This is a genomic window from Haloferax sp. Atlit-4N, assembly GCF_003383025.1.
Classification (GTDB): domain Archaea; phylum Halobacteriota; class Halobacteria; order Halobacteriales; family Haloferacaceae; genus Haloferax; species Haloferax gibbonsii.
This window is the reverse complement of record NZ_PSYY01000001.1, coordinates 1,671,098-1,696,100: the sequence shown is the minus strand read 5'-3', so window position 1 is coordinate 1,696,100 and position 25,003 is coordinate 1,671,098. Positions and strand designations below refer to the sequence as shown.

The window sequence follows — 25,003 nt, the reverse complement described above, 5'->3', positions numbered from 1 at the left end:
CCCGTCCCCGCGCTCGCGGTCTCCTCGTCGGCCCGCTGTTTCGACCCAAAGTACCAATTGGGTCGCACGCGGACCCTGTGGGTATGCGACTTTCTCGACAGAGCGGGGTGTTCATGCACGTCACCTCGGTCCCGGGGCCCCACGGCATCGGCGACCTCGGCGACGGCGCCCGCGCCTTCGTTGACTTCCTCTCCGACGCCGAACAGTCGATGTGGCAGTTCTGCCCCCTCGGGCCGACGGAGCCGGCCATGGCGAACTCGCCGTATCAATCGAACTCCTCGTTCGCCGGCAATCCGCTTCTCATCGACCTCACGGACCTCGTAAAGCGCGGTTGGCTCACCGAGGACGACCTCGAACCCGTTCCCGACTTCGACCCCCACGCGGTCGACTACGAGCGCGTCGGCGAGTACAAGCGCTCGCGGCTCCGCACCGCCTTCGACCGCTTCGAGGCCGAGGCCGCCGAGGACGACCGCGCCGCCCTCGACGCCTTCCGCGAGCGCGAGGCCGGGTGGCTCGAAGACTACGCGCTGTTCGCCGCCCTCAAAGACGAGTTTCGGCGGGCGTGGATAGACTGGCCGACCGAGTTGAAGACCCGCGACCCCGACGCGCTCGCCGACGCCCGCGAGGAGTACGCCGACGAGATTCGCTACCGCGAGTTCGTCCAGTTCTGCTTCGACGAGCAGTGGCGCGCCCTCGCCGACTACGCCGACGAGAAGGGCGTCACCCTCGTTGGCGACCTCCCCATCTACGTCGCGCTCGACAGCGCAGACGTGTGGGCCGCGCCCGAGGCGTTCGACCTCACCGAGTCGAACGAACCCGCCGTCGTCGCCGGCGTCCCGCCGAACCCGAACGACTCCGGCCAGCGCTGGGGGAACCCGCTGTACGACTGGGAGACGCTCCGCGAGGACGGCTACGGCTGGTGGCTCGACCGCCTCCGCCGCCTGTTCGACCTCGTGGACGTGACCCGCATCGACCACTTCAAAGGCTTCGACGAGTTCTGGGCCATCGACGCCGACTCCGACGACCCCGGAAACGGCGAGTGGCGCGACGCCCCCGGCCACGACTTCTTCGAGACGGTCGAGCGCGAACTGGGCGACCTCCCCTTCATCGTCGAGGACCTCGGCTTCCTCGACGCCTCGCTCGTGGACCTCCGCGACCGGTTCGCCTTCCCCGGCATGCGCGTCCCGCAGTACGCCGACTGGTGCAGCGAGGGCGACATGTACCAGCCGATGCACTACCCGGAGAACTCCGTCGCCTACACCTCGACCCACGACACCGACACGTTCGTCGGCTACTACCGCGACCTCGACGACCGCACCCGCGACTGTCTCCACTACAACATCGGCGCGGACGGCTCGGAGATTCACTGGTCCATCATCGACGCCGTCTGGAACTCCGCGTCCGTCCTCGCGTTCACGACGACGCAGGACCTCCTCGGACTCGGCTCCGACGCCCGGTTCAACACGCCCGGCACGCAGACCGGAAACTGGGAGTGGCGCGTCACCCGCGAGGGCCTCGACGACGGCGTCGCCGACCGCCTCGCGAACCTCACGGACCTCCACATCCGCAACTGAGGCCGCCGCCGACCCTCGGCTCGGTTCGACTACACCTTTTTCAGTCGCCCACCCGACGGCAACGGTATGTCTCGCCGCCTCGGCCTCGGCGCGTTCGCCGCCGGGCTCATCGCTGCGGTTCTCTCGGCGCTCGTCCGCGCGACGACCCCCCTTTCGGACTTCGACGTGCCCAACGCCGACCTGCTCCTCTCGAAGGGGCTGTCCGCCGCCGCGGTCGCGCTCGTCGCCTACGGCGTCTACCGGTTTCTCGCCGCGTTCTTCGTCGGGCGCATCGCCGACCGCCGCCGGGCCCACGACGTTCGGAACGTCCTCCGACTCACGCTCGGCGGGGTCGCGCTCGTCGGCGTCCTCGGGGCGTTCACGGAGCAGTGGCTCGGCCTGTTGGTCTCGTTCGGCGTCATCGGCTTCGCCGTCACCTTCGCGCTCCAACAGCCGATTCTCTCCTTCATCGGCTGGTTCTACATCCTCGCGAAGCGACCGTACGCGGTCGGCGACCGCGTCAACATCGGCTCGGTCTCCGGCGACGTGGCCGAGGTCGACTTCCTCGTCACGACGCTCTGGGAGACCGGCGGCACCCTCGCGTCGAACCAGCCGTCCGGCCGGACCGTCACCGTCCCGAACTCGCTCGTCCTCTCGTCCGAGGTCGTCAACTACGGCGCGCTGTTCGACCGCGTCTGGACCGAGGTACCGGTGCAGGTGTCCTACGAGACGGACCTCCCGTTCGTCCGCCAACTCCTCTTGGACGTGGCCGACGAGGAACTCGGCGACGACATGGACGCCGCGATGAAACGCTACCGGGCCAGGCTCGCCGAGTCGCCGCTGGACCTCGACGTGGCCGGCGGCCCGACCGTCAACGTCGCACAGGAGGAGTCGTGGGTCGTCTTCCGACTCCGCGTGCTCGTCCCGCCGACCCGCGCCCAGCGCGTCAAAAACCGGCTCTACGAGCGCATCCTCGACCGGCTGGGCGACCACCCCGACCGCGTCAGTTTCCCGGTGAGCCGAAACCGCTGAGCGCGACGCGGCTCGACGTGGCGCGACGCGGCGCGCCGGCATCGAAACCCGCAAATCCCCCGCGCCCAACGTCGAAGCGATGGAAACGGGTGTTATCGACCTCGCGAGCCTCGACGGAGCGTTCGACCTCCAATCGACGCTGGAGAGCGGCCAGTCGTACCTCTGGGACCGCCCCGACGGCCGGATGTACGAGCGCGACGCGGCCCACGGCGGCGACGCGTGGTACCAGACGGTCGTCCCGCCGCTCGACGGCGTCGCCGACGAGTCGGCCGTCGTCAGGGTCCGCCAGACCGACGGCGCGCTGGAGTGGGAGTCGAACCTCGACGCCGTCCCGCTTCTCACCCACCTGCTCCGCCTCGACGACGACCTCGACGCCATCGTCTCGGAGATGCCAGACGAACCGCTGGTCCGGCGGGCCTACGAGGCGTACCCGGGCATGCGACTCGTCCGCGACCCGCCGTTCGGCTGTCTCGTCTCGTTCATCTGCTCGGCGCAGATGCGCGTCTCGCGCATCTTCGGGATGCAGTCGCGGCTCAGAGAGACCTACGGCGAGCGCGTGGAGTTCGACGGCGAGACGTACTTCGCGTACCCGACGCCCGAGCGACTGGCCGAGGCCACCGAAGACGAACTCCGCGACCTCAGCCTCGGCTACCGCGCGCCCTACGTCCGGCGGACGGCCGAGATGGTCGCCACGGGCGAGGCGACGCCCGCCGAGGCCCGCGGCCGCGACTACGAGGACGCCCGCGACTTCCTGACGACGTTCGTCGGCGTCGGCGACAAGGTCGCGGACTGCGTCCTGCTGTTTTCGCTCGACTACCTCGAAGCCGTCCCGCTGGACACGTGGATTCGGTCGGCCATCGAGGAGCACTACCCCGACTGCGACCGGGGGAACTACGCCGACACCTCGCGGGCCATCCGCGAGCGCCTCGGCGGTCGCTACGCCGGCTACACCCAGACGTACGTCTTCCACCACCTCCGCTCTGGCGGGGAGTGAGCGGGCGCGAGACGGAGTGGCAAGAAGGTTGATACCCTTCGGCACACAACCTCATCGTAACCATGGACTGCAGAGTCGTCGTCGAGGCCGCGGTCCCGGTGTACGACGTGGAAACCGTCGACGAGGCGATTCGTATCGCCATCTCGAAGACCGGCGAGATGCTCAATCCCGACCTGAAGTACGTCGAGATTAACATGGGCTCTCGGACCTCGCCCGGCGGCGAGGAACTCCCCCCCGCGTTCATCGCCGCGGACGAGGCGCTCGTCGCCCTCGAACTGGAGATGACCGTCTTCAACGTCGAACAGGAGGAACACGCCTCGCGCATCGCCCGCAAGGAGATCGGCCAACGCCTCGAAAATATCCCGCTGAAGGTGCTGTCGGTCGAACGAGTCGACGACGATTCGGTCGAGACGGACGGCGAGGGCGACACCCGCGCCGAGACCGGCGCTTCGGACGACGACGCGCTCGTCGACTTCGACGACCTCGTCGACGACCGCTGAGGCCGTCGCGTCCCGCGTCGTCGCGTCGTCGTCCCGGCCCCGCCCGACTGTTGTTTCTACCCGCGCGTGGAACTCATCCAATTAGCTCGGCACGGCGGTCGCTCGGGAGCGTCGTCGCGCGAGAGAACGGCGCGGTCGCTCTCGGATGTGTAGGGTCGTAGAGGAGAACGCGTTTCTTTTCTCGGTTCAGTCGGCTTGCGGTGCGAGCGGCTCTGGTTCTGCCTCGCGCATCGCTCCGGTGATTCCTTTCGCCAGTTTAAACACGGCTGCTTTGTGGTCCGTTTTGGACTTGTGGATGGATGTCGGTCGTACGCCGAGTTCGTTGTACTCGACGAGACTGATTTCCTCGTCCTCCCAGGCCTCAATCTGGGTGTGGACTTCTGCGAGCAGACCGTGCAGGTGGATGAGTTCCTGCTTCTTCATGAGCAACCACGGCTTGAGACCGGAGGGATATAGTATTATCTTGAGTCACGTTAGCATCCGACTCCCTTAAACCGCCGATTATGGGGGTCTCAGCGGAAATTTCGTGTTCGAACGTTTTCAATTCGTTTGTTGTTTCGCTCCTCGATAGCGAGCGTCGGCGGAATCTCACGAGTGGTTTATATAGCTATGTAGGGCGCGCGCCGAGCGCCGGTCGCGCGCGCCGGGGGTCGTGAGAATTTTACCCCGGCGTGTGCGTACTGTCGCGCATGGACTACGACGACCAACTGGACCGCGCGCTCTCGGAGTCGCCGGACGTCGCGGAAGGTGGCGACCGCTTCAGCGTTCCGGAGCCGACGGTCCGCCAGGAGGGGAACGTCACGGTCTACGAGAACTTCGCGGCGACCCACGACCGCCTCGCGCGCGAGGCGGCGCACGTGCTGAAGTTCTTCCAGACGGAGTTGGGGACGAGCGCCCAGATCGACGACAGGGGCCGCGCGCGCTTTACCGGCGAGTTCCGCCAGCGCCGCATCGCCGACGCGCTCGACGAGTACGTCGAGTCGTTCGTGCTGTGTAGCGAGTGCGGGTCTCCGGACACGAAACTCGTCACCGAACAGGGTGCCGAGGTGTTGAAGTGCGACGCGTGCGGCGCGCTCTCGGCGATTCCCGACATCTAAAAAACGAACGCCAGCCGGGGCCGCCCCGGTCGTGCGGCGACCCCTCTCTCGCTCCTCGCTACTCGAACTGTTTGAGCGTCTGGAGGTCGCGCTCCGTCCGCATGAACTCGGCCGTGCGCCGCGTCGCGCCGCATCCCTGACACGAGTAGTTGTCGCGGTGAGCGGGGAGGTCGGTCGGATTCGTCTCCCAGTCCTTTCCACATTCGGGGCACAAGAGTCGGACGAACGCTTCAACCATACCCCGTATATGCTTCGGGGGTGCGGATAAATGTTGTTACGGTTTGGCACGACCGAGAAAAAGTGCGGGCCACCGAGCCCACCGAGCGTTTACGCGAACAGGGTACCGTCTTGGACTTCGAGCAGCTCCTTGTAGCGGTTGCGGATGGTGACCTCGGAGATGTCCGCGACCGTCGAGACCTCGCTTTGGGTCACCTTCTCGTTGGTGAGGAGGGCGGCGGCGTAGACGGCGGCGGCGGCGAGGCCGACCGGCGACTTGCCGGAGTGGATACCCGTCTCCTTCGCGTCGCGGAGGAGCTTGCGGGCCTGCCGCTCGGCCTCGTCGGAGAGGCCGAGTTCGCTGGCGAACCGCGGGACGTACTGCTCGGGGTCGGCGGGCTTGATTTCGAGTTTTAGCTCGCGGACGACGTAGCGGTACGTCCGGGTGAGTTCCATCTTATCGACGCGCGAGACCTTCTCCAGTTCGTCGAGCGAGCGGGGAGTGCCCGCCATCCGGGCCGACGCGTACAGCGCCGCGGTGGCGACGCCCTCGATGGAGCGGCCGGGGAGCAGGTCGTCGTTGAGCGCGCGGCGGTAGATGACCGAGGCGGTCTCGCGGACGTTCTCCGGGAGACCGAGGGCCGAGGCCATGCGGTCGATTTCGCCGAGCGCCTGCTTGAGGTTGCGCTCCTTGGAGTCGCGGGTGCGGAACCGCTCGTTCCACGTGCGGAGCCGCTGCATCTGCTCGCGCTGGCGCGGCGAGAGGGACTTGCCGTAGGCGTCCTTGTTCTGCCAGCCGATGTTGGTCGACAGCCCCTTGTCGTGCATCATCTTCGTCGTCGGCGCGCCGACGCGGGACTTGCTGTCGCGCTCTGCGGAGTCGAACGCGCGCCACTCCGGGCCGCGGTCGACCACGGTGTCCTCGACGACGAGGCCGCAGTCCTCGCAAATCGTCTCGCCGTGTTCCTCGTCGGTGACGAGGTGGCCGCTACACTCGGGGCAGACCTGCGCTTCGTCCTGCTGTTTTTCGTCTCGCTCGGACTCGCGGGGACGGACGTCCCTGGCCTTTGCGTCGGTACTGTAGGTTCGGGTGGTTATGGTGTCGCTCATGGTGGGGTGGAAGGCGCGGATACGTCTCGGCCGGGAAGACCACAGAAGACGAAAGAATAATCCGGCTTGGACTGGCCTTACCATCAGTAAGTCCGAAAAGCATATAAACCTTTCGCCGAAGTCATGCGGGTCAATCGCACGATGTAGCCGCTCTGTCGTCACCTCGCCGACGCGAACCGAGCGCCAGACGTGAGCAATCGGGTAGTATATCTCTTTCGTCGCTCAGAGCCAGCTCTCCCGTCGGAAGTAGACGAGCAGGACGACGGAGACGAGCGCCATGCCGAGCATCGTCGCCGGATAGCCGTAGGCCCAGCCGAGTTCGGGCATGTTGAACGCCGACGCGCCGGGGTCGAAGTTCATGCCGTAGATGCCGACGACGAGCGTGAGCGGGAGGATGATGGTCGCGACGACGGTGAGCGTCTTCATCACCTCGTTCGTCGACTGCGAGAGCGTGTTGAGGTAGATGTCCCGCGCGCCGCGCGCGAGGTCGCGGTACGTCTCCGTGAGGTCGACCAACTCGACGAGGTGGTCGTACACGTCGCGGTAGTACTTCTCCGTCGACTCGCGGACGTAGTCGGGGTCGCCGCGGGAGAGCACGCCGACCGCCTCCCGCGTCGGCCACACGGTCTTTCGGAACGACAGCAGGTCGCGCCGGACCGCGTTCAGCCCTTCGAGCACCTCCGGGTCGGGCCCCTCGAGGATGATGTCCTCGATGAGTTCTATCTCCTCGCCGACCTCGTCCAACAGGCCGAAGTACTCGTCGACGATGCGGTCGATGACGCGGTAGGCCACGAAGTCCGGCCCGAACCGGAGCATCCGGGGCTCCTCCCGCTCGATGGCGTTCCACACGTAGTTTATCGGCTCTAACTCCCGGCGCGTCAGCGTCACGAGCCAGTCGTCGCCGAAGCAGAGTCCCACGGGTCTGGTCTGGACCTCCTCTTCGAACACCTGTTCGCCGGCGCGGAGCGTCGCCACCCGGACGACGACGAACGTGTAGTCGTCGTACTCCTCGGCCTTCGGGCGGGCGTCGTTCCGAACGTCCTCGACCGAAAGCGGGTGGACGCCGAACGCCTCGGCGACGCGCTCGAACTCCTCCGCGGCGGTCGCGCGGACCCACGTGGTCCCGTCGGCGTCGCGCGCCGCGTCCAACGCGGTCTCCTCGTAGGCCGACACGCCGTCGTCGCCGTAGACGAGCGCCGAAATCACCGCACGTCACCCCCGATTGCCCAGAGCGTGATGCCGACCATGACGGCCGTCACCGAGAACGCCCGGCCCGGGTAGGCAACGAGCGACCCGACGCCGTAGCCGACGACGCCGAGCGCCGTCACCGCGATACCTGCGGTCCGTACGCGAGTCATGAAACCACCGACCCGCGGCGACGAGAAAAAGGCTCGCCCGAGGCGGCTTACGCTTCAGACGGGTGTTCGACCGACCGAATCAGTTCGAGGACGTTCTCCTCCTCGCCGTCGAGCTGTTGGGGGTACAGCCCGATTGCGATGACGAAGTCCTCGTTGTGCTGGACTTTCGTCACGTGGACGTACACGTCGACTTCCTGGCCGCCGAACCGCGCGGTGGCGCTGTACTTCGTGACGTTGGTCGTCTGCCCGAGCATCTGGACGTTCCGCGAACTGACCTGCTGGACGTCGCTGAGGCCCTGATACCGGTTGTCCACGAGGCGGATGAGGTCGTCGTTCGAGTAGTCGCCGATGGGGTTCCGGGGCTGGCCGGCGACCTCGACCGCGGGCGTCGAGATGACGCTGAACGAGCCGAGTTTGGCCTCGCCGAAGAAGCCGAGGTCCAGCGTCTTCTCGTACGTCGTGATGTGGTTGCTGGCGGCGATTTTACGCTCCTGTCCGCCGAACGAGAGCGTGCGGTTCACTGCGAACGTCTCGGTCCCGTTCGTCTCGTAGCCGGCGTTCTCGGCGACGGTCGCGTCCGTCGTGGCCGGTTCGGATTCGAACGTCAGCGTCTCCTCGCCCGTCAGAAAGCCGATACAGCCGCTCGTGAGCACGAGCGCGGCGAGCGCGAGCACCGCGACTACGCGTCTGGAAGTCATTGCCCCGCCATTTCCCCTCGCCGGGCATAAGTTCGGTGGCCGGGCCGCCGCACCCTCGACGCGACCTCTCCGAGCGGTCCGCGGGTTTTCGCCTCAGTCGTCGAGGTTCCGCGACTCGTTTTCGCGGCGAATCACGCGGCCGCTGTAGAGGTAGTAGGCGGGCGCGACGAACGGGAGCGCGAACGCCGCGCCGAACCAGAGGTGCCGCGACGCGCCCCAGCCGATGCCCTGCCCGCGGAGCGACTTGATGTCCGCGCGGATGAGGCCCGCGTAGAAGACGTGGGTGACGAGGTAGACTGCGAACGCCGGCTCCGGCCCGATGTACAGCGAGACGCCGGTGAACATGACGAACCCGATGGCGTAAATGACCGGCAACACCCCGCGGTAGCGGCCGCGCGCCGGGCGCTGTTTCTGCTGACGCTCGCGCTCGACCGCCGTCCCGCGGCGGTACTCGTCGGTGCTCATGTCGCTACGGTGTGCCCCGCGGGGAAAAAAGTGGTTCGCTCAGCCGAGGTACTTGACGTCGACCTCGTGCGGGCCGTCGTCCGTCGGGAGGGCGACGGCCTCGCAGAGGTGCTCGCGGACCGCCGAGCGCCACGCTCGGACCGCCTCGGTGTGGCGCTCGTGGTGCGTTTCGACCTCGTACGGCTCGGGGCGCGTCTCGTCGGGTTCGGGGTACGCGGGGGCGTCGTCGGCGACGAAGACCCGCGGGTCGAGGTGTATCGGCTCGGGGTCGGCGTAGTCCGAGGCCTCGCCGCCGGTGCGGTGAATTCGCGCCCGCATCCGCCCGTAGAACGGCGGGGTGACGCGAAGAACGACTGGGTCGTCGCCCCGGCGGTTCGCCTCGAGGGCGGTCACGAGGTCGTCGGTCGTGACTGCGAGCGAGCGGACGGCGCTCGGGTCGGACGACCCGCGCGCGTCGTTCAATCTCCGGCGCGTCGGCGGCTCGTCACCGACGTGGGCCGAAGCTCACCGCTGCACTCGGGGCAGGTCGAACGGTACGACGCGGCGCTCACGGTCGTTTGACACTCACGACAGACGTACGAAGCGCGTTCCATCGAGCATTCGTACGAGACATGGTGTGTTAAAACTTACCACAGTATGCCGCGAGCGCCGAACCGCGCCCGCGGGTCCGTGTCCTTTTACCCGAACGGGGCGCAATCCGCCAGTATGACAGACGCATGGTTCGCCGGCGCGGACCCCGACGACCCCGAATCCGGGGCGACGCGAGTCCGAACGGGCCGCGCCTCCGCCCCCGCCGATTGGCCGGCCGAGGCCGTCGACGCCGGGTTCGCCGCCGACGACACCGACTACTACGCCAAGCTTCGCTCGGCGACGCTCGCCGCCGCCAGCGAGGCCGTCGCGGAGCGCGAGCGCGCCGACGACGTGCAACTCGCCCACGCCGTGCGCGCGATGGACGACGCCGAACGGACCGCGAACGAACTCGCCGAGCGGGTCGTCGAGTGGGCCGGCACGCTCTACGAGGACGTCCCGCGCGGCCTCGACGGCGTCCGCGACATCGCCGCCCGCGACCCGAAGACCGCCGCCGAAGAGCGCGTCGTCTCCTACGCCACCCGCGCGGTGGACCTGCTCGACGAGCGCGACGACCTCCGGGCGTTCATCGAGGAGCGCGCGCCCACGACCGCGCCGAACCTCGCCGAGATGGCCGGGCCCGTCCTCGCGGCGCGGCTCATCGCGCTTGCGGGCGGCCTCGAAAGCCTCGCCAAGAAACCGAGCGGAACGGTCCAGGTGCTCGGGGCCGAAGACGCCCTCTTCGCGCACCTGAAGGGTCGCGCCACGTCGCCCAAACACGGCGTCATCTTCACTCACGAGTACGTCCGCGGGACGCGCCCGCAGGACCGCGGGTCGGCCGCCCGCGCGCTCGCCGGGAAGCTCTCTATCGCCGCGCGCATCGACCACTACTCGGGCGACTACCGGCCGGACCTGCACGACGAACTCGCCGACCGGATGGCGACGATTCGCGCCCGCGCCGACGAGGAGGCCGACGAATGAGCGACGACTCCGCCGCCGGGGCCGAGGCCGACCTCCCCGAAGGCGTCGAGCGCCGGACGTTCGGCGGCCGCGAGCGCCTCTCGACCCGGGGCGCGCAGGTCTACGGCGAACCCGTGGACGCCGAGGGCTGGCGCGCGTGGGACGCCGGGCGCTCGAAGCTCGGCGCGATGCTCGAACTCGGGATGGACACGGGTCTCGTCGGCGACGAGTCGGTCCTCTATCTCGGGGCCGCCTCGGGAACGACCGTCTCGCACGTCGCCGACTTCGCCGGGCCGACCTACGCCGTGGAGTTCGCGCCGCGACCCGTCCGCGACCTCGTCGGCGTCGCCGAGGACCGCACCAATCTCTTCCCGCTCCTGAAGGACGCGCGCGACCCCGAATCATACGCGCACGTGGTCGAATCCGGCATCGATTGCCTCGTCATGGACGTGGCGACCCGCGGGCAGGCGACCGTCGCCGTCCGCAACCGACAGTTCCTCGCGGACGACGGTCGGCTCCTGATGGCCGTCAAGGCGCGGAGCGAGGACGTGACCGCCGAGCCGGACGACGTGTTCGACGACGTGGTCGCCGAACTGGAATCCGCGTACGAAATCCTCGACACAGCCCGTCTCGACCGCTTCCACGCCGACCACCTCGGTATCGTCGCCCGCCCGAAGTAGACGGGCGGCGGCGTCACCGTCATCGCTCCGTCTGACGACCGTTCCGAGAGACCTGATTTTCGACCGTCACTATCGTCCGATTCGCTTGCCCGCGGTCGTGCGACGCGTTCGCCGGCTCCCACGGTGTTTTTAATTCGGCGCAACTTACGCCGTTGCGATGGAACTAGGGTCGGCGGACGCCTTCGACCGAATGGGGACGCTCGGCGTCGAAGAGGAATTCTACATCGTCGATGCCGACGGCCGCCCCACCTCGGGCATCGACGACTTAGTCTACGGACCGGAGCCTCCGGAACCGCTCGCCGGACGGCTCGACCACGAGCTGTTCAAGTTCACTATCGAGACGCAGACGCCGCTCATCGAGGTCCCCGACGAGGCCGGCGCGGCCGTCGAGACGGTCCGCGAGGCGCTCGTCGACCACGCCGCGAACCACGGCTACCGCATCGCCGCGGCCGGGCTCCACCCCGCCGCCAAGTGGCGCGAACTCGACCACGCGACGAAGCCCCGGTATCAGGCGCAACTCGACCGAATCCAGTACCCGCAACACCGGAACACGACCGCCGGCCTGCACGTCCACGTCGGCGTCGACGACGCCGACAAGGCCGTCTGGGTCGCCAACGAACTCCGCTGGTATCTCGCGCCCCTGCTCGCGCTCTCTGCGAACTCCCCGTTCTGGAACGGCTTCGATACCGGTCTCGCCTCCGCCCGCGCCAAGGTGTTCGAGAACCTCCCGAACACCGGCATGCCGACCGCCTTCGACGACTTCGAGGACTTCCAGCGCTTCGAGCGCCGGATGGTCGAGTACGGCTCGATAGACGACCGAGGGGAACTCTGGTACGACGTGCGCCCACACACGGGCCACGGGACGGTCGAAATCCGAACCCCCGACGCCCAGACCGACCCCGAGCGCGTCGCCGACTTCGTCGAGTACGTCCACGCGCTCGTCTTGGACCTCGCCGACCGCTACGAGTCCGGCGAATCGGGAACGACGGTCCGTCGGGAACTCCTCGACGAGAACAAGTGGCGCGCGACCCGCTACGGGCGAGACACCGACTTCGTCGCCCCGGATTCCGAGGGCGTCGTGAGCCTCGAATCGTTCGTCGAAAGCGAGTCCGACCGCCTCGGCGTCGACGGCCTCCGGTCGCTTCTCGACGCCGAATCCGGCACCGCCGTCCAGCGACGGATTCACGAGGAGTCCGGGCTCGACGCCCTGTGCGAACACTTGACGCTGGACTGAGTCGCACGCCGACGACCGACAGGAAACATTTTTTAGCGCCCCAGTTTTGACCTTTGCCGTAGCACAAATGTCTGCGGACCAGAGCACAGAGGGGAGCGCGGAGTCGACGGACGAAGAACACTCGGGCGGCGCGGCCGACTGCGCTGTCTCCGAGTTCGACGACGGGTTGGTGGACCTGCTCGCGTGGATTCTCGACACGGAGACCCGCGCGCGAATCTACGTCTACCTCCGACAGCACCCCCACTCGACGAGCGAGGAAGTCGCCGAGGGGACCGGCCTCTACCCCAGTACGGTTCGGGAGGCGCTGGCCGAACTCACCGACGACGAGACGGTCGAGCGCCGCAAGCGGAAGAGTTCCGGCGCGGGCAACAACCCCTACGAGTACGTCGCAATCGCGCCGAGCGACCTCGTGAAGGGCGTCTCCGGACAGGTGCAAGAGCAGTTGAACGCCGTGTTCAACCTCGACCGACACCTCGGAACCGACCGCACCGACGAGACCGAACCGGTCACGATTACGGTCCGCGAGGAGTAGCTCCGCGGTCTGCCGGCTGCTGCGGTGCCTCGCCCGATTTCGGGAGCCCTTCGCTCGCCGCGGGTGCTGGTCCGTTAGGCTAACCCGACCCGCTTAAGTCGCGCCGCATCCACCGCGAGAGTATGCACGTCGCGCTGGGCGGGACGTTCGACCCTGTCCACGATGGACACCTCGCGCTGTTCGAGCGAGCGTTCGAATTGGGTGATGTCACGGTCGGACTCACGAGCGACGAACTCGCGCCGAAGACGCGACACGTCGACCGCTACGTCCGGCCCTTCGACGACCGCAAGGCCGACCTCGAATCCGAACTCCGACCGCTCGCCGGGGAGTACGACCGCGAGTTCGAGGTCCGCGAACTCGACAAACCGACCGGCATCGCGACCGAGGAGGGCTTCGACGTCCTCATCGTCTCGCCCGAGACGCGGGGCGGCGGCGAGCGCGTCAACGAGATTCGAGAGGAGAAAGGCCTCAAACCCCTCCGTATCGAGGTCGTCGAGCACGTTCCCGCAGAAGACGGCGAGCGAATCTCCTCGACCCGAATCGTCTCCGGGGAGATAGACCGCCACGGCAACCTCACGCCCGACCGCGAGGGTCGCGGCCGGACGCCCCCGAGCGACGAATAGTTTTCACGCTCACCGTCGTATCGCCGCCCATGCGACACCCGCTTTTCGCCAGCTTCGCCGTCGGCGTCGTCGCCGCGGTCCTCGTCGGTATCGCCGTCACCGAACTGGCCGCTCGGTGGATTTTCTTCTCGCTTTTCGTCGGTATCCCGGCGGGCCTCGTCGCCGGCGTTCTCGCCGTCGCGGTGACCTACGCGGTCTTGACCCGGCGGATGGCACCGACGCGCTCCTCGGAGTGACCGGCTACCAACTCGGGGGTCGGAAGCCGGCCTCCCGCAGGAGGTCCTTCCAGCGCTGTTGGATGCTGAGCCGCGATACGTCCATCGCCTCGGCGACGGCGGTCTGCGAGCGCTCCTCGCCGGCGATGAGCGCGCCGGCGTAGAGGCTGGCGGCGGCGACGGCCTTCTTCGAGCGGTCCTCGTCGGGCAACTGCGTGAGAAACATGTCCGAGGCGTACGAGCGGGCCTCGCTACCGAGTTCGAGGCCGTCGGCGGCGGCGTCGATGCGGGCCAGCCACTCCTGATTGTCTCGCTGGTCTCGGGCGCTGTACATGGTCGTCGTTGCGGCCGCGGGAGCATAATCCCCGCGGCGAGCCCTCGTGACGTTTATATATCGTTGCGGGAAATGTCAGGCCGAAGGGCGAGCGTCGCCCGATTGCGCGCGGGTAGCCAAGTGGCCAAAGGCGCAGCGCTTAGGACGCTGTGGTGTAGACCTTCGCAGGTTCGAACCCTGTCCCGCGCATACCGTCTCGAACACCGTGAGAGACGTGTCTGCGCGACAGAAGGGTTCGAATCAGGGAGCAACGCGACGCGTTGCGACCGCGGTTCGAACCCTGTCCCGCGCACTGACCAAACGAGCTAAGCGAGGGAGCAGACAGGTTCGAACCCTGTCCCGCGCGCCTTCTATCGACGGCGAGCAACGTGTCGCGGCCGCGGCCGAACCCGGTGGGTAGAAAGTGACACTACAGGCCCCAAGCGTTCGTCATCGAATCGTGTGCTCGCGGACCTCGATGCTCCCGTTTTCGAGGACGGTGAGTTCGAATGACTCCGTGGTACCGACCGGCCGTTCCCACTGTACCGTTCCGTTCACCGCGACGGAGACCGTCTGGCGGGTCGGCGCGAACTGGTCGGTCAGGTCGACCCCGTCGTCACCACCGTAGTCTGAGAACGTCTCGTTGAAGACCTCTTCACCGCCTACTGCGACAGCGACGCGCCCTGTGAACCCGGTCTCTGGATAGAGTGACAGTCGGGTCTCGGGTGTCCGGTCGGTGAGCGCTCCCGTCCGCTCGCGTGCCGAGGTCGACTCAGTCGGAGACTGTGTGGTCGCCGCGGACGGAGGGGTTGTTTCGGCTGTCGTCGTGTCGCGGGCTCCGACTCCCGAGCACCCCGCGAGAATAATCAGAAGAGCCGTCAGCACGACAGGGACCGAATTACGCATCTCTCTAATCACCAACGTCGCAACAGGCTGTCAAACCTCTTGTGGGCCCCCAACCGCGGGGGGTTCAAACAGAACGACCTCTCACCCCCGTCGTGCCCCGCACTCCACGCTTAAACACCCCGAATACGTTCGGAGGAAATCTTACCATCGAGCCGTCCAACTCCCCGACGGATGTCTGCGCAGTCACTCTACGCTCGCATCGGCGGCCGCGAGGCCGTCGAAGCAGTCGTCTCGGACTTCTACGACCGCGTCCTCGCCGACGACTCGGTCGCCCACTACTTCGACGACATCGACATGGTCGAACAGCGCGCCCATCAGGTCAAGTTCATCAGCGCCGTCGCGGGCGGTCCCGTCGAGTACGACGGGGCCGACATGCGGGCGGCCCACGACCACCTCGACCTCTCCGGTGAGGACTTCGACGCCATCGCCGAACACCTCGCGGCGGCGCTCGACGAAAACGGCGTCGCCCCGGAAGACGCCGATGCGATTCTCGACGAAGTCGCCGCGCTCAGAGCCCCGATTCTGGGGCAGTAAGCTCCGTTCGGCCCCCCTCGGGGAGAATCAGTCGCCGGTTTCGACCGGCCGAATCGCGCACGCCACGCGTCAGACGCGACACAACCCTTTTTCTCACCCGGTGTGTCTCTCCACCAATGGCGGCGTTATCCGAGTTATTGGGCGACCTCGTGGCGGACGTCGATGGGCTGTTTCTGTTCACGCCGAGTCACTCCCACTACGAGCAGTTCGCTGAGACGGACGTTCCGACGGTGGTCATCGCGCCGGAGAACACGGTCGAAGCCGAGACGTTCGTGGAACTGCCCCTCCAGTTCCAGAACGTCAAGGACCGCATCCGGTTCGGCGTCGAGGGCGCGATGGAACAGAGTATCGTCGAGGCGGGAGATACCATCGCCTGCAACGTCGGGGTCTTCGGCGGCGACCTCGACTCGCTCGTCCGGGTTCGCGTCGACGAGAACATGCGGTCGGGCATCTACGACCTCTTTGCGAACTCCCGGGCGGACCCCGGCGTCATCCGCGACGTGTTCGAGGTGGCCATCGAACTGGGCAAGAAGGGGCAGAAGGGCGAACCCGTCGGCGCGCTGTTCATCGTCGGCGACGCGGGGAAGGTGATGAACAAGTCGCGGCCGCTTTCGTACAATCCCTTCGAGAAGTCCCACGTCTACGTCGGCGACCCCATCGTCAACGTGATGCTCAAGGAGTTCTCGCGGCTCGACGGCGCGTTCGTCATCTCCGACTCGGGGAAAATCGTCTCGGCGTACCGCTACCTCGAACCCTCCGCGGAGGGCGTCGACATCCCGAAGGGGCTGGGCGCGCGCCACATGGCCGGCGGCGCCATCACCCGCGACACCAACGCCACCGCCATCGTCCTCTCGGAGTCCGACGGACTCGTCCGGGCGTTCAAAGGCGGCAAGATGATTCTCGAAATCGACCCGGAGGCGTACTGAGATGCCGGGGCCCGTTTCGGCGTCCCTCGTCCACTCGTCGGTCGGTCCCGCGCCAGCGTCCACAGCCGCATCCGCCTCCGCCTCCGTCGTCCCGCTCCAGACAGTCGGCGGCGCCGTCGACGACATCGTCCGGATAGTCGGGCTCCGGTTTCTCGGCGTGCTCGCCATCCTGCTTCTCGGGTTGGTGCTCGCGTACGTCGCGGGGACGCTCGTCCGGCGACTCCTCGTCAGCGTCGGCGTCCCGGAGGCCATCGAGGGGACCGCCTTCGAGCGGACCGCCCGCGACTTCGAGACATCGACGGTCGAAATCCTGTCGTGGCTGACGCGGTATTTCGTCCTCGGCATCAGCGTCTTCGCCGCCCTCTCGTTCGCCGGGGTCAACTACGCCGACCGCTTCTGGGGGCTCGTCATCGCCATCCTGCCGCAACTGTTCATCGCCATCTTGGTCCTCATCATCGGCGTCGTCGTCGGCGACAAGGTCGAACTCCTCGTCGCCGAGCGGTTCCGCGCGGTCAAACTCCCGCAGGTGAACGTCCTCCCGTCGCTCGCCAAATACACCGTCTTCTTTCTCGCCACGCTGGTCGCGCTTTCGCAGGTCGGCGTCGCCACGCTCGCACTCATCGTCCTCCTCGCGTCGTACATGCTGGGGCTCATCGTGCTCAGCGCCGTCGCGTTCCGCGACCTGCTCCGCTCGGGCGCGGCGGGGACGTACCTCCTTTTCACCCAACCGTACAGCATCGGCGACGAGATCGTCGTCGGCGAGGTCAGCGGCGTCGTTCAGGAACTCGACATGTTCGTCACCCACGTCGAATCCGAGGACACCGAGTTCGTCATCCCGAACGCCCGCGTCCTCGACAAGGGCGTGGGTCGTGTTCGATAGGTAAACAATACTGACGACTGATGTTTCCGGAAATTTTGTCATACCGTTACCATAACAGTTTAGAAGTGGTCCGAAGATTGTCTCATATCGGCTCCCCCTGAAGACGATGACGGAGAACCTCCCCACCCTCGACGTTACTGCCCCCTCAACCCGAGCGTTTGAGGTTGCAGAGACGCTACTCCGAGGGTTTCACTTTCAGGATATGCGGGAGACACATCTTCTCAGCTGCGACTTCGACGCCGCGATGACCGCCGCGGAGCGTGCGGTACATCATATGTCCGAGGCGTTCGTCGCCGAGTTTCCCGACGTTCCCACCGAGCGCGCCGAGCACGCCGGCGAACTGTTCATGCGCGCGCTCTTCCTCCAGGACGAAATCGAAAACCGAGACGCCTTCGACGCCTGCTTCGAACACGACGTCCCGCCCGGAGCGTTCGTCTCGTCCGTTCCCGACGACTCCGAGTCGGACGCGATAAACGACGACCCGCGGTGGCGGGACGTTCGAGAACTCCTCGGCACCGTCTGTGACGAACTCGACATAAATCCGGAATACGCGACGCTCCACACCCGCTTTTGGCGACTCCACGGACAGGAAGTCGACGGCTGGGAGACCGTCGCTCGGCGGGCCCACCGCATCAAAGTCGCACGGATGGCCCCCTCGGCAGACGGAAAAACCATCGATAACCTCGCACAGTATTTCGTCGTCGGCGTCACCCGTCACGACGAGTGGGTCCGAGAGAGCCCCGAGTGCGATGTTTCTTCCGCAATCGACATCGTCGCACACTATTACCAACGGCTGTTCGACCTCAGAGACGAGTCATAAAGGGGTCATAAACCAGGCATAAACGAACGCCGTTTGTGATATATAGATGATATATTTTCGGTGGTGAAACGACCGCCGAAAATAAGTATTGGTGGTAGAATTATCTCTGCAGACCGAACATGGAGGATACCGACCCGGAACTGTATCGCGAGGCTTTCCGAAGTGCGGATATCCCCATGTTGATTGCGGATACGAATTTCGCTTTTCGTGACATTAACGACGCCGGATTGGAGTTCCTCGGCTACGACTACGACGACATCGTCGGCGAGTCGGTCGGACTCATCGCCGCCGACGAGGAGATATACTACGAAATCGTCGAGCAGATGATCGCCGGCGAGACGTGGTCCGGGGAGTTCATGGCGCGGCGGAAGGACCAGCAGGTCGTCTACGGGCAGGGGTTCGCCAGCCCGATGGTCGTCGACGGCGACGTTGAGGGGTTTCTCGCCTTCTTCGTCGACACGACCAAACAGCGCCGCTACGAGAACGCCTCGGAGGTGCTCAACCGCCTCCTCCGGCACGACCTGCGGAACGAACTCAACGTCGTCTACGGTTACACCCAGCAGGTGGCCAGCCGAATCGACGACGAGCAGGCGCTGGAGGAACTCGACCTCGTCCAGGAGAAGGTCCTCGAAATCGTCCACAAGTCCGAGCGCGCCCGCGACCTCCGCGAGCACCTCGAACGCTCCCACGACGTGTCCAACCACCCGGTCCGTCTCGACGTGGTGTTGAACAACAAAATCGTCGACGCCATGATAGAGTTCCCGGACGCCGAGTTCGAGTTCGGGTCGTTCCCCGAGGTCGAGGTCGTCGGCGACGACCTCCTCGGCGAGGCAATCGAGTGTCTGCTGGAAAACGCGGTCATGCACAACGACAAGGAGACCCCGCGGGTCGAGGTCTCGGCCGACCGCGACGGCGGCTTCGTCATCGTCCGCGTCGCCGACAACGGCCCGGGCGTCCCCGAGGAGCACCGCGACCTCATCTTCGGCCGCGAGGAGTACGACCAACTGCACCACGGCACGGGAATCAGCCTCTTTTTCGCCGACAACGTCATCTCGTCGTACAACGGCACCATCTGGGTCGAAGACCGGGAAGACGGCGATGGCGCGGTCTTCTGCGTCCGTCTCCAGGAACAGTCCACGGTCGACGACTGACGCAGACCGCAGCCCGCGGGTCGCGACGACGACCGATTACTCTCCGCCAGTCTCGTCCCCGGACATCGGTCTCGCGGGAACCCCTGCGACCGTCTCACCCGCGGGCACGTCGCGCGTGACGAGCGAGTTCGCCGCGACCTGCGCGCCCTCGCCGATGCGGACGCCCGGCAGGACGGTCGCTTTCGCGCCTATCATGGCCCGCTCGCCGACGACGACCTCGCCGGTCCGGTACTCGTCCTGCAGGAACTCGTGACAGAGGATGACCGAGTCGTAGCCGATGATGGCGTCGTCTTCGATGGTGACGAGTTCCGGCCAGAACACGTCGGGGGTCGCTTCGAGGCCCCACGAGACGCCCGCCCCGACGGTGACGCCGATGCGCCGGAGCGCCCAGTTTCTGACCCGGAGCGACGGCGCGATGCGGGCGACGAGGACGAACACGTAGTTGAGCATCACGCGCCAGACGGGCTTGGCGTCGGTCCAGTACTGCAGCGAGTTCCGCGGGCCGGGCGTCGGGTGGTGCTGGATTCGGTCGTGTCGGCGGGCGTCGCCGTCCGCCGGTGCGGCATCGTCGTCGGTCACGTCCGTCGATTGGGCCGCGAGGGTAAAAGCGCCCTCGCCGCGGCGGCGACGAGAGAATCAGAAAATCGGTCTCGGTGGTCGGTTGTCGCTTACTCGCCGCGGAGTTCGGCCATGTGGTCGATGCGACGCTGGACGAGCGCCGCCGTGCCGATGTCGTGGCGGATGTGGAAGCCCTCGCCGGCGTCGGCGAGCGCGTCCTCCGCGAGTTCCTCCGCCTCGGCGATGCTGTCGGCGACGCCGACCACGGCGAACGACCGGGAGGTCGTCGTGTAGAGGCCGTCCTCGCGGTCGTCGACGCTCGCGTAGAACAGCAGCGCGCCGGCGTCCTCGTCCACCTCGACCGTGATTTCCGCGCCGGCTTCGGGGTCCGTCGGGTAGCCCTCGGGGACGGCGTACTTACAGACCGTGGCGGCTTCGGCGAAGTCGAGTTCGGGCAGCGACTCGCCCTCGCGGGCGGCCGTGAGCACGTCGATGAAGGGCGTTTCGAGGACCGGCAGGGTGTTCATCGCCTCGGGGTCGCCGAAGCGGGCGTTGAACTCGATGACCTTCGGGCCCTCGGTCGTGAGCATGAACTGGCCGTAGAGGATGCCCTTGTAGTCGGGGAGCGCCTCCACGACGGCCTCGATGACCTCGACCGCGGCCTCGTAGTCGCCGTCGGCCATGAACGGCAGGGAGGGCGTCACGTCGGTGTAGCTTCCCATGCCGCCGGTGTTCGGTCCCTCGTCGCCCTCGTAGGCGCGCTTGTGGTCCTGCACGGCGGGGCTGACGCGGAACTCGCCGTTGGCGACGAACGCCTGAATCGTGAACTCCTCGCCGACGAGGCGCTCTTCGAGGACCACGCGCTCGTAGTCCGAGTCGCGGAGGTACGCCTTCGCCTCCTCGGGCGTCACCTGGTCGCCGATGACCTTCACGCCCTTGCCGCCGGTGAGGCCCGCGGGCTTGACCGCGAGGTCGCCGTCGTAGTCGTCGATGTAGTCGCAGGCGGCCTCCATGTCGTCGAAGGTGGCGAAGTCGGGGTTGCCCGGAATCTCCTCGTCGCGCATGAACTGCCGCTGGAACGCCTTGTCCGTCTCGATGCGCGCCTCGGCCGCCTGCGGGCCGAAGGTGTAGACGCCGGCGTCGTCGAGGGCGTCGGAGACGCCCGCCGCGAGGCCGGACTCGGGGCCGACGACCGCGAGCGTCGCGCCGACCGACTCGGCGTAGGCGACGATGTCCTCGGCGGCGGTCTCCGAAATCGTCTCGAAGTCCTCGGCGAGGGCGGCGATGCCGGGGTTTCGGTTGCTGGCGCAGGCGTACAGGTCGCAGTCGGGGGCCAGCGCGCGGGCAATCGCGTGCTCGCGGCCGCCGCCGCCGACGAGAAGGACGGTCTCGCTCATGGTCGCATACCCTGCGCACGGGAGTGTAAAGATTGCTCTTTATCGGCGACGAAATGGGCACGATTGTGGTTATGAACGGTCGCCAACGAACGGGACTCGCCGTCCGACCCGCTCCCCGAGTCGGCCGCGTCGGCCGTCTCCACGCCGCTTTAGTTCCCGGAGCGCCGACTGCGACGCATGTCCGACCCGGTGGGACGCAACCGACTCGACGAGGAGCAGAGCCCGTACCTCCGCCAGCACGCCGACAACCCGGTCAACTGGCAACCGTGGGACGAGACGGCGCTCGACGCCGCCCGCGAGGCGGACAAGCCCATCTTCCTCTCGGTCGGCTACTCGGCGTGCCACTGGTGTCACGTCATGGCCGACGAGAGCTTCTCGGACCCAGACATCGCCGAGGTGCTCAACGAGCACTTCGTCCCCGTGAAAGTCGACCGCGAGGAGCGCCCCGACCTCGACCGCATCTACCAGACCATCTGTCAGCTCGTCACCGGCGGCGGCGGCTGGCCGCTTTCCGTCTGGCTCACGCCCGAGGGCAAGCCCTTCTTCGTCGGCACCTACTTCCCGCCGGAACCCCGCCGCGGCGCGCCCGGATTCCGCGACCTCGTCGAGAGCTTCGCCGAGTCGTGGCGGACCGACCGCGACGAGATAGAAAACCGCGCCGAGCAGTGGACGAGCGCCATCACCGACCGACTGGAGGAGACGCCCGACGTACCCGGCGAAGCTCCCGGTTCGGACGTCCTCGACAGCACTGTGCAGGCGGCTCTCCGCGGGGCTGACCGCGACCACGGCGGCTTCGGCGGCGACGGGCCGAAGTTCCCCCAACCCGGTCGCATCGACGCTCTGCTCCGCGGCTACGCGGTCTCCGGTCGCCGCGAGGCGCTCGACGTGGCGCGGCAAAGTCTCGACGCGATGGCCAACGGCGGCCTCCGCGACCACCTCGGCGGCGGCTTCCACCGCTACTGCGTCGACCGCGAGTGGACCGTCCCGCACTTCGAGAAGATGCTGTACGACCAGGCCGGCCTCGCCTCGCGGTACCTCGACGCCGCCCGCCTCACCGGCAACGAGTCCTATGCGACCGTCGCCGCCGAGACGTTCGAGTTCGTCCGACGGGAACTCACCCACGACGACGGCGGCTTCTTCGCCACCCTCGACGCCCAGTCCGGCGGCGAGGAGGGCACCTTCTACGTCTGGACGCCCGACGACGTGCGCGACCTCCTCCCCGAACTCGACGCCGACCTCTTTTGCGACCGCTACGGCGTCACGCCCGGCGGCAACTTCGAGCGCAAGACGACCGTCCTGAACGTCTCGGCGACGACCGCCGAACTCGCGGAGGAGTACGAGCTCGACGAATCCGAGGTGGAAGACCGCCTCGAAAAGGCCCGGAAAGCCCTGTTCGCCGCCCGCGAGGGGCGCGAGCGCCCCGCCCGCGACGAGAAGGTGCTCGCCGGCTGGAACGGCCTGATGATTTCGGCGTTCGCGCAGGGGTCTGTCGTCCTCGAAGACGACTCGCTCGCTTCCGACGCCCGCCGGGCCCTCGACTTCGTGCGCGAGCGCCTCTGGGACGACGAGACCGAGACGCTCTCGCGGCGCGTGATGAACGGCGAGGTGAAAGGCGACGGCTACCTCGAAGACTACGCCTTCCTCGCGCGCGGCGCGTTCGACCTCTATCAGGCGACCGGCGACCTCGCCCCGCTCTCGTTCGCGCTCGACCTCGCGCGGGCGACCCGCCGCGAGTTCTACGACGCCGACGCGGGCACGCTCTACTTCACCCCCGAGAGCGGCGAATCGCTCGTCACCCGGCCGCAGGAGCCGACCGACCAGTCCACGCCGTCGAGCCTCGGCGTCGCCACGTCGCTGTTCTTGGACCTCGAACAGTTCGCGCCGGACGCCGACTTCGGCGGCGTCGCGGACGCGGTCCTCGGGTCGTTCGCCAACCGCGTCCGCGGCAGCCCGCTCGAACACGTCTCGCTCGCGCTCGCCGCCGAGAAGGCCGCCAGCGGCGTCCCCGAACTCACCATCGCGGCCGACGAGGTGCCCGACGAGTGGCGCGAGACGCTCGCCTCGCGGTACCTCCCCGGCCTCGTCGTCTCCCGCCGCCCCGGCACCGACGAGGAACTCGACGCGTGGCTTGACGAGCTCGGACTGGACGAGGCCCCGCCAATCTGGGCCGGCCGCGAGGCGGCCGACGGCGAACCGACCGTCTACGCCTGCGAGAACTTCACCTGCTCCGCGCCGACCCACGACCTCGACGAGGCGCTGGCGTGGTTCACGGCGGGCGAACCCGCAGGCGCGGGCAACGACAACTAAGCAGGTCCGCCGACTCAGAGCCGCGTCCCGTCGTACCGCCACCGCAACGACCGCACCGTGTTTGCGACTCGTTCGGCGCGCTCGCGGGTCACGCACGGGACGACTTTCTCACCCGTCGGCGTGTCGAAGACGAGCGTCGTTCCGTCGACGACGTCGAGACCCCGCGCCGAGAGCGCGGAACAGTACGTCAGACTCGTCTTCCGGTCCAGCGTCGATTGCACGATAGCCGTGGTGTCGAAGCGGTAGGCGTGGTCGTCGGTCTCCCAGCGCTCGTGGACCGTCGACGCCACGAACAGACCAACCCGGTTCGCGAGCAGGTCTTGAATCGACGCCACAACTCTCTCGGGGAGCGGCGGCGACTCGCCCCAGAGCATCGACTCGTGGGGAATCGTCGTGAGCAGGTCGTCCCCGCGGTCGTCGAGGAGCGTGAGACGAAACACGAAGTTCTCCCCGACCATCGTCGTCGCGGCGTCGAGAAGCGCGAACAGCGCGTCCTCGCCGTCGCGGTCGAGAGGGAAGACGCGGGTCCCGTCGTCCGGGCGCTCGGGGTCGAGTGCTTCGACGGTTGTGAGCGCCTCGACACATCGCTCGATGTCGTCTTCTCCGTACGCTCCGTCGAGACAGCTCTCGTCGAGTTCGGCTCGAACCGCGCTTGCGACGGGGACGGCTTCGGAGAACACCGGAACGAGGTCGCGGCGGTAGTCGTCGCTGTCGAGGAGATAGTGCCGCGGTTCGTCACCGTCGTCCGGGCGCTCACCCGCGTCCCCACCGCGTTTCTCAGGCATCTTCCGACTCCCGCGACAACTGCGCTCGTCGCATCGCATCGCCGTACCCGCGGGTGTCGTATCACGGTTTCGGCGGATTCGGCAGGCCCGGCTTCGTTGGCGGATTCGACGGGCCGACGAAAACGAGAAAATCGGAGCTGGCGCTCAGTTCGAGAGCCGCTCTGCGAGGTAGGCCGCAATCGGAACGTCTTCTTCCTCCACGAAGCGGGCGACCTCTTCGCCGTCGAGTTCGACGACGACCGTCGGGATGAGTTCGATGTCGTACGCCTCGACGAGCGGGCCGACCTTCGAGCCGTCGTCGGCCTTCTCGACGGGGTAGTGGTCGATTCGCTCGGCGGGGACGCCGGCGGCGTCGAGGGCCGCCGCGAAGTCGGGAAGCTGTCCGCGGCAGTCGCCGCACCAGTCGCCGCCCCAGACTTTGAACGTGTAGTCTTCGGCCGCGAGGGCGTCGACCACGTCGGGGTAGGACGCCGCGTCCCACGCGGGGTTCGGTTGCATCGTTTCGAGCGTCTCGGCTTCGGCCATGGGAGGGCGTACCGGCCGCGCGGATTTAACGGGTGCGCTCGCGGCGGGGCTCGCCGTCCGCCCCGAG

31 protein-coding genes and 1 tRNA gene are annotated in these 25,003 nt (G+C 67.2%); 18 read left to right on the top strand and 14 right to left on the bottom strand.

The genetic code is table 11. The features are described 5' to 3' along the window. Nucleotides 1–83: 83 nt before the first annotated feature. The 4 genes from malQ (at nucleotide 84) to C5C07_RS08840 (ending at nucleotide 4,079) form a co-directional block, all read left to right on the top strand. Complete coding sequence (gene malQ, locus C5C07_RS08855) at nucleotides 84–1,574, top strand: 4-alpha-glucanotransferase (RefSeq protein WP_115804900.1); 1,491 nt, start codon at nucleotides 84–86, stop codon at nucleotides 1,572–1,574. Nucleotides 1,575–1,640: 66 nt separating this feature from the next. Then, a complete protein-coding gene (locus C5C07_RS08850; RefSeq protein ID WP_008093663.1) occupies nucleotides 1,641–2,585 on the top strand; it encodes a mechanosensitive ion channel family protein in 945 nt (314 codons plus the stop codon). Nucleotides 2,586–2,664: 79 nt separating this feature from the next. Further along, nucleotides 2,665–3,579, top strand: a complete 915-nt coding sequence (locus C5C07_RS08845; protein ID WP_004976600.1) for a DNA-3-methyladenine glycosylase — start codon at nucleotides 2,665–2,667, stop codon at nucleotides 3,577–3,579. Nucleotides 3,580–3,641: 62 nt separating this feature from the next. Next, nucleotides 3,642–4,079, top strand: a complete 438-nt coding sequence (locus C5C07_RS08840; protein WP_004976603.1) for a DUF555 domain-containing protein — start codon at nucleotides 3,642–3,644, stop codon at nucleotides 4,077–4,079. A 186-nt stretch (nucleotides 4,080–4,265) separates the two neighbouring features. Here C5C07_RS08840 and C5C07_RS08835 read toward each other — a convergent pair whose 3' ends face one another. Further along, nucleotides 4,266–4,502: a UPF0058 family protein gene (locus tag C5C07_RS08835; protein WP_004041569.1), complete on the bottom strand. Its 237-nt coding sequence runs from the start codon at nucleotides 4,500–4,502 to the stop codon at nucleotides 4,266–4,268. Between the two features lie 266 nt (nucleotides 4,503–4,768). Between C5C07_RS08835 and C5C07_RS08830 the strand changes: the two genes are divergently transcribed. Beyond that, a complete protein-coding gene (locus tag C5C07_RS08830) occupies nucleotides 4,769–5,176 on the top strand; it encodes a translation initiation factor IF-2 subunit beta (RefSeq protein ID WP_115804899.1) in 408 nt (135 codons plus the stop codon). Nucleotides 5,177–5,234: 58 nt separating this feature from the next. On the opposite strand, the gene C5C07_RS08825 is transcribed toward C5C07_RS08830, so the two are convergent. From C5C07_RS08825 to C5C07_RS22210, 8 genes are all read right to left on the bottom strand, one after another. Further along, nucleotides 5,235–5,414: a hypothetical protein gene (locus C5C07_RS08825; RefSeq protein ID WP_004976607.1), complete on the bottom strand. Its 180-nt coding sequence runs from the start codon at nucleotides 5,412–5,414 to the stop codon at nucleotides 5,235–5,237. An 89-nt stretch (nucleotides 5,415–5,503) separates the two neighbouring features. Beyond that, the gene (locus C5C07_RS08820; protein ID WP_004976608.1) at nucleotides 5,504–6,502 is read right to left on the bottom strand and encodes a transcription initiation factor IIB family protein; all 999 of its coding nucleotides are present in this window, start codon (nucleotides 6,500–6,502) and stop codon (nucleotides 5,504–5,506) included. A gap of 222 nt (nucleotides 6,503–6,724) precedes the next feature. Beyond that, nucleotides 6,725–7,708 (bottom strand): magnesium/cobalt transporter CorA, encoded by a 984-nt coding sequence (gene corA, locus C5C07_RS08815; RefSeq protein WP_004976611.1) that lies wholly within the window; start codon nucleotides 7,706–7,708, stop codon nucleotides 6,725–6,727. Beyond that, the gene (locus C5C07_RS21670) at nucleotides 7,705–7,860 is read right to left on the bottom strand and encodes a hypothetical protein (RefSeq protein WP_004976613.1); all 156 of its coding nucleotides are present in this window, start codon (nucleotides 7,858–7,860) and stop codon (nucleotides 7,705–7,707) included. The genes corA and C5C07_RS21670 overlap by 4 nt, the downstream gene beginning before the upstream one ends. A gap of 47 nt (nucleotides 7,861–7,907) precedes the next feature. Next, entirely contained in the window at nucleotides 7,908–8,534 is a 627-nt protein-coding gene (locus C5C07_RS08810; protein WP_004976617.1) for a DUF6517 family protein, read from the bottom strand. A 117-nt stretch (nucleotides 8,535–8,651) separates the two neighbouring features. Beyond that, on the bottom strand, nucleotides 8,652–9,023 hold the full coding sequence (locus tag C5C07_RS08805; RefSeq protein WP_004976619.1) for a hypothetical protein: 372 nt from the start codon (nucleotides 9,021–9,023) through the stop codon (nucleotides 8,652–8,654). Between the two features lie 39 nt (nucleotides 9,024–9,062). Further along, complete coding sequence (locus C5C07_RS08800; RefSeq protein WP_004976620.1) at nucleotides 9,063–9,485, bottom strand: hypothetical protein; 423 nt, start codon at nucleotides 9,483–9,485, stop codon at nucleotides 9,063–9,065. Then, entirely contained in the window at nucleotides 9,482–9,616 is a 135-nt protein-coding gene (locus C5C07_RS22210; RefSeq protein WP_115804898.1) for a rubrerythrin-like domain-containing protein, read from the bottom strand. Before C5C07_RS22210 ends, C5C07_RS08800 begins: the two co-directional genes overlap by 4 nt. A 112-nt stretch (nucleotides 9,617–9,728) precedes the next feature. On the opposite strand from C5C07_RS22210, the gene C5C07_RS08790 reads away from it, so the two are divergent. The 6 genes from C5C07_RS08790 to C5C07_RS08765 all read left to right on the top strand — a co-directional run bounded on the left by C5C07_RS08790 (nucleotide 9,729) and on the right by C5C07_RS08765 (nucleotide 13,855). After that, nucleotides 9,729–10,571 carry an NOP5/NOP56 family protein gene (locus tag C5C07_RS08790; RefSeq protein WP_004976622.1) on the top strand — a complete coding sequence of 281 codons (843 nt, stop codon included), beginning with the start codon at nucleotides 9,729–9,731 and terminating at the stop codon, nucleotides 10,569–10,571. Continuing rightward, nucleotides 10,568–11,230 carry a fibrillarin-like rRNA/tRNA 2'-O-methyltransferase gene (locus C5C07_RS08785; RefSeq protein WP_004976623.1) on the top strand — a complete coding sequence of 221 codons (663 nt, stop codon included), beginning with the start codon at nucleotides 10,568–10,570 and terminating at the stop codon, nucleotides 11,228–11,230. The genes C5C07_RS08790 and C5C07_RS08785 overlap by 4 nt, the downstream gene beginning before the upstream one ends. A gap of 157 nt (nucleotides 11,231–11,387) precedes the next feature. Then, nucleotides 11,388–12,464, top strand: a complete 1,077-nt coding sequence (locus C5C07_RS08780; RefSeq protein WP_004976625.1) for a glutamate--cysteine ligase — start codon at nucleotides 11,388–11,390, stop codon at nucleotides 12,462–12,464. Nucleotides 12,465–12,531: 67 nt separating this feature from the next. Next, complete coding sequence (locus tag C5C07_RS08775) at nucleotides 12,532–12,996, top strand: winged helix-turn-helix domain-containing protein (RefSeq protein WP_004976627.1); 465 nt, start codon at nucleotides 12,532–12,534, stop codon at nucleotides 12,994–12,996. Nucleotides 12,997–13,118: 122 nt separating this feature from the next. Then, nucleotides 13,119–13,619 (top strand): phosphopantetheine adenylyltransferase, encoded by a 501-nt coding sequence (locus C5C07_RS08770; RefSeq protein WP_004976630.1) that lies wholly within the window; start codon nucleotides 13,119–13,121, stop codon nucleotides 13,617–13,619. Nucleotides 13,620–13,648: 29 nt separating this feature from the next. After that, entirely contained in the window at nucleotides 13,649–13,855 is a 207-nt protein-coding gene (locus C5C07_RS08765) for a hypothetical protein (RefSeq protein ID WP_004976638.1), read from the top strand. 4 nt (nucleotides 13,856–13,859) lie between these two features. Here the strand turns inward: C5C07_RS08765 and C5C07_RS08760 are convergent, their stop codons facing one another. Continuing rightward, nucleotides 13,860–14,168 (bottom strand): transcription factor tfiib repeat-containing protein, encoded by a 309-nt coding sequence (locus C5C07_RS08760; RefSeq protein ID WP_004976640.1) that lies wholly within the window; start codon nucleotides 14,166–14,168, stop codon nucleotides 13,860–13,862. Between the two features lie 106 nt (nucleotides 14,169–14,274). On the opposite strand from C5C07_RS08760, the gene C5C07_RS08755 reads away from it, so the two are divergent. The 6 genes from C5C07_RS08755 (at nucleotide 14,275) to C5C07_RS08725 (ending at nucleotide 19,364) form a co-directional block, all read left to right on the top strand. Beyond that, nucleotides 14,275–14,357, top strand: a tRNA-Leu gene (locus C5C07_RS08755). 867 nt (nucleotides 14,358–15,224) lie between these two features. Further along, complete coding sequence (locus C5C07_RS08745; RefSeq protein WP_004976644.1) at nucleotides 15,225–15,587, top strand: group 1 truncated hemoglobin; 363 nt, start codon at nucleotides 15,225–15,227, stop codon at nucleotides 15,585–15,587. Between the two features lie 116 nt (nucleotides 15,588–15,703). Then, on the top strand, nucleotides 15,704–16,513 hold the full coding sequence (gene dacZ, locus C5C07_RS08740; protein WP_004976646.1) for a diadenylate cyclase: 810 nt from the start codon (nucleotides 15,704–15,706) through the stop codon (nucleotides 16,511–16,513). Between the two features lies 1 nt (nucleotide 16,514). Further along, a complete protein-coding gene (locus tag C5C07_RS08735; RefSeq protein ID WP_050459147.1) occupies nucleotides 16,515–17,393 on the top strand; it encodes a mechanosensitive ion channel family protein in 879 nt (292 codons plus the stop codon). 202 nt (nucleotides 17,394–17,595) lie between these two features. Further along, nucleotides 17,596–18,213 carry a hypothetical protein gene (locus tag C5C07_RS08730; protein ID WP_115804897.1) on the top strand — a complete coding sequence of 206 codons (618 nt, stop codon included), beginning with the start codon at nucleotides 17,596–17,598 and terminating at the stop codon, nucleotides 18,211–18,213. Nucleotides 18,214–18,332: 119 nt separating this feature from the next. Continuing rightward, nucleotides 18,333–19,364: a sensor histidine kinase gene (locus tag C5C07_RS08725; protein ID WP_115804896.1), complete on the top strand. Its 1,032-nt coding sequence runs from the start codon at nucleotides 18,333–18,335 to the stop codon at nucleotides 19,362–19,364. A gap of 36 nt (nucleotides 19,365–19,400) precedes the next feature. Here the strand turns inward: C5C07_RS08725 and C5C07_RS08720 are convergent, their stop codons facing one another. Together C5C07_RS08720 and purD are read right to left on the bottom strand one after the other, a co-directional pair. Beyond that, nucleotides 19,401–19,943, bottom strand: a complete 543-nt coding sequence (locus C5C07_RS08720) for a DapH/DapD/GlmU-related protein (protein ID WP_004976655.1) — start codon at nucleotides 19,941–19,943, stop codon at nucleotides 19,401–19,403. 89 nt (nucleotides 19,944–20,032) lie between these two features. After that, the gene (gene purD, locus C5C07_RS08715) at nucleotides 20,033–21,319 is read right to left on the bottom strand and encodes a phosphoribosylamine--glycine ligase (protein WP_004976657.1); all 1,287 of its coding nucleotides are present in this window, start codon (nucleotides 21,317–21,319) and stop codon (nucleotides 20,033–20,035) included. A 177-nt stretch (nucleotides 21,320–21,496) separates the two neighbouring features. Here purD and C5C07_RS08710 point away from each other — a divergent pair, with 177 nt between their 5' ends. Beyond that, nucleotides 21,497–23,626, top strand: coding sequence for a thioredoxin domain-containing protein (locus C5C07_RS08710; protein ID WP_115804895.1), 2,130 nt, complete (start codon nucleotides 21,497–21,499; stop codon nucleotides 23,624–23,626). Nucleotides 23,627–23,640: 14 nt separating this feature from the next. On the opposite strand, the gene C5C07_RS08705 is transcribed toward C5C07_RS08710, so the two are convergent. Together C5C07_RS08705 and C5C07_RS08700 are read right to left on the bottom strand one after the other, a co-directional pair. Further along, nucleotides 23,641–24,411, bottom strand: a complete 771-nt coding sequence (locus tag C5C07_RS08705) for a hypothetical protein (RefSeq protein WP_115804894.1) — start codon at nucleotides 24,409–24,411, stop codon at nucleotides 23,641–23,643. 144 nt (nucleotides 24,412–24,555) lie between these two features. Beyond that, nucleotides 24,556–24,936, bottom strand: a complete 381-nt coding sequence (locus C5C07_RS08700) for a thioredoxin family protein (protein ID WP_004976664.1) — start codon at nucleotides 24,934–24,936, stop codon at nucleotides 24,556–24,558. Nucleotides 24,937–25,003 lie beyond the last annotated feature (67 nt).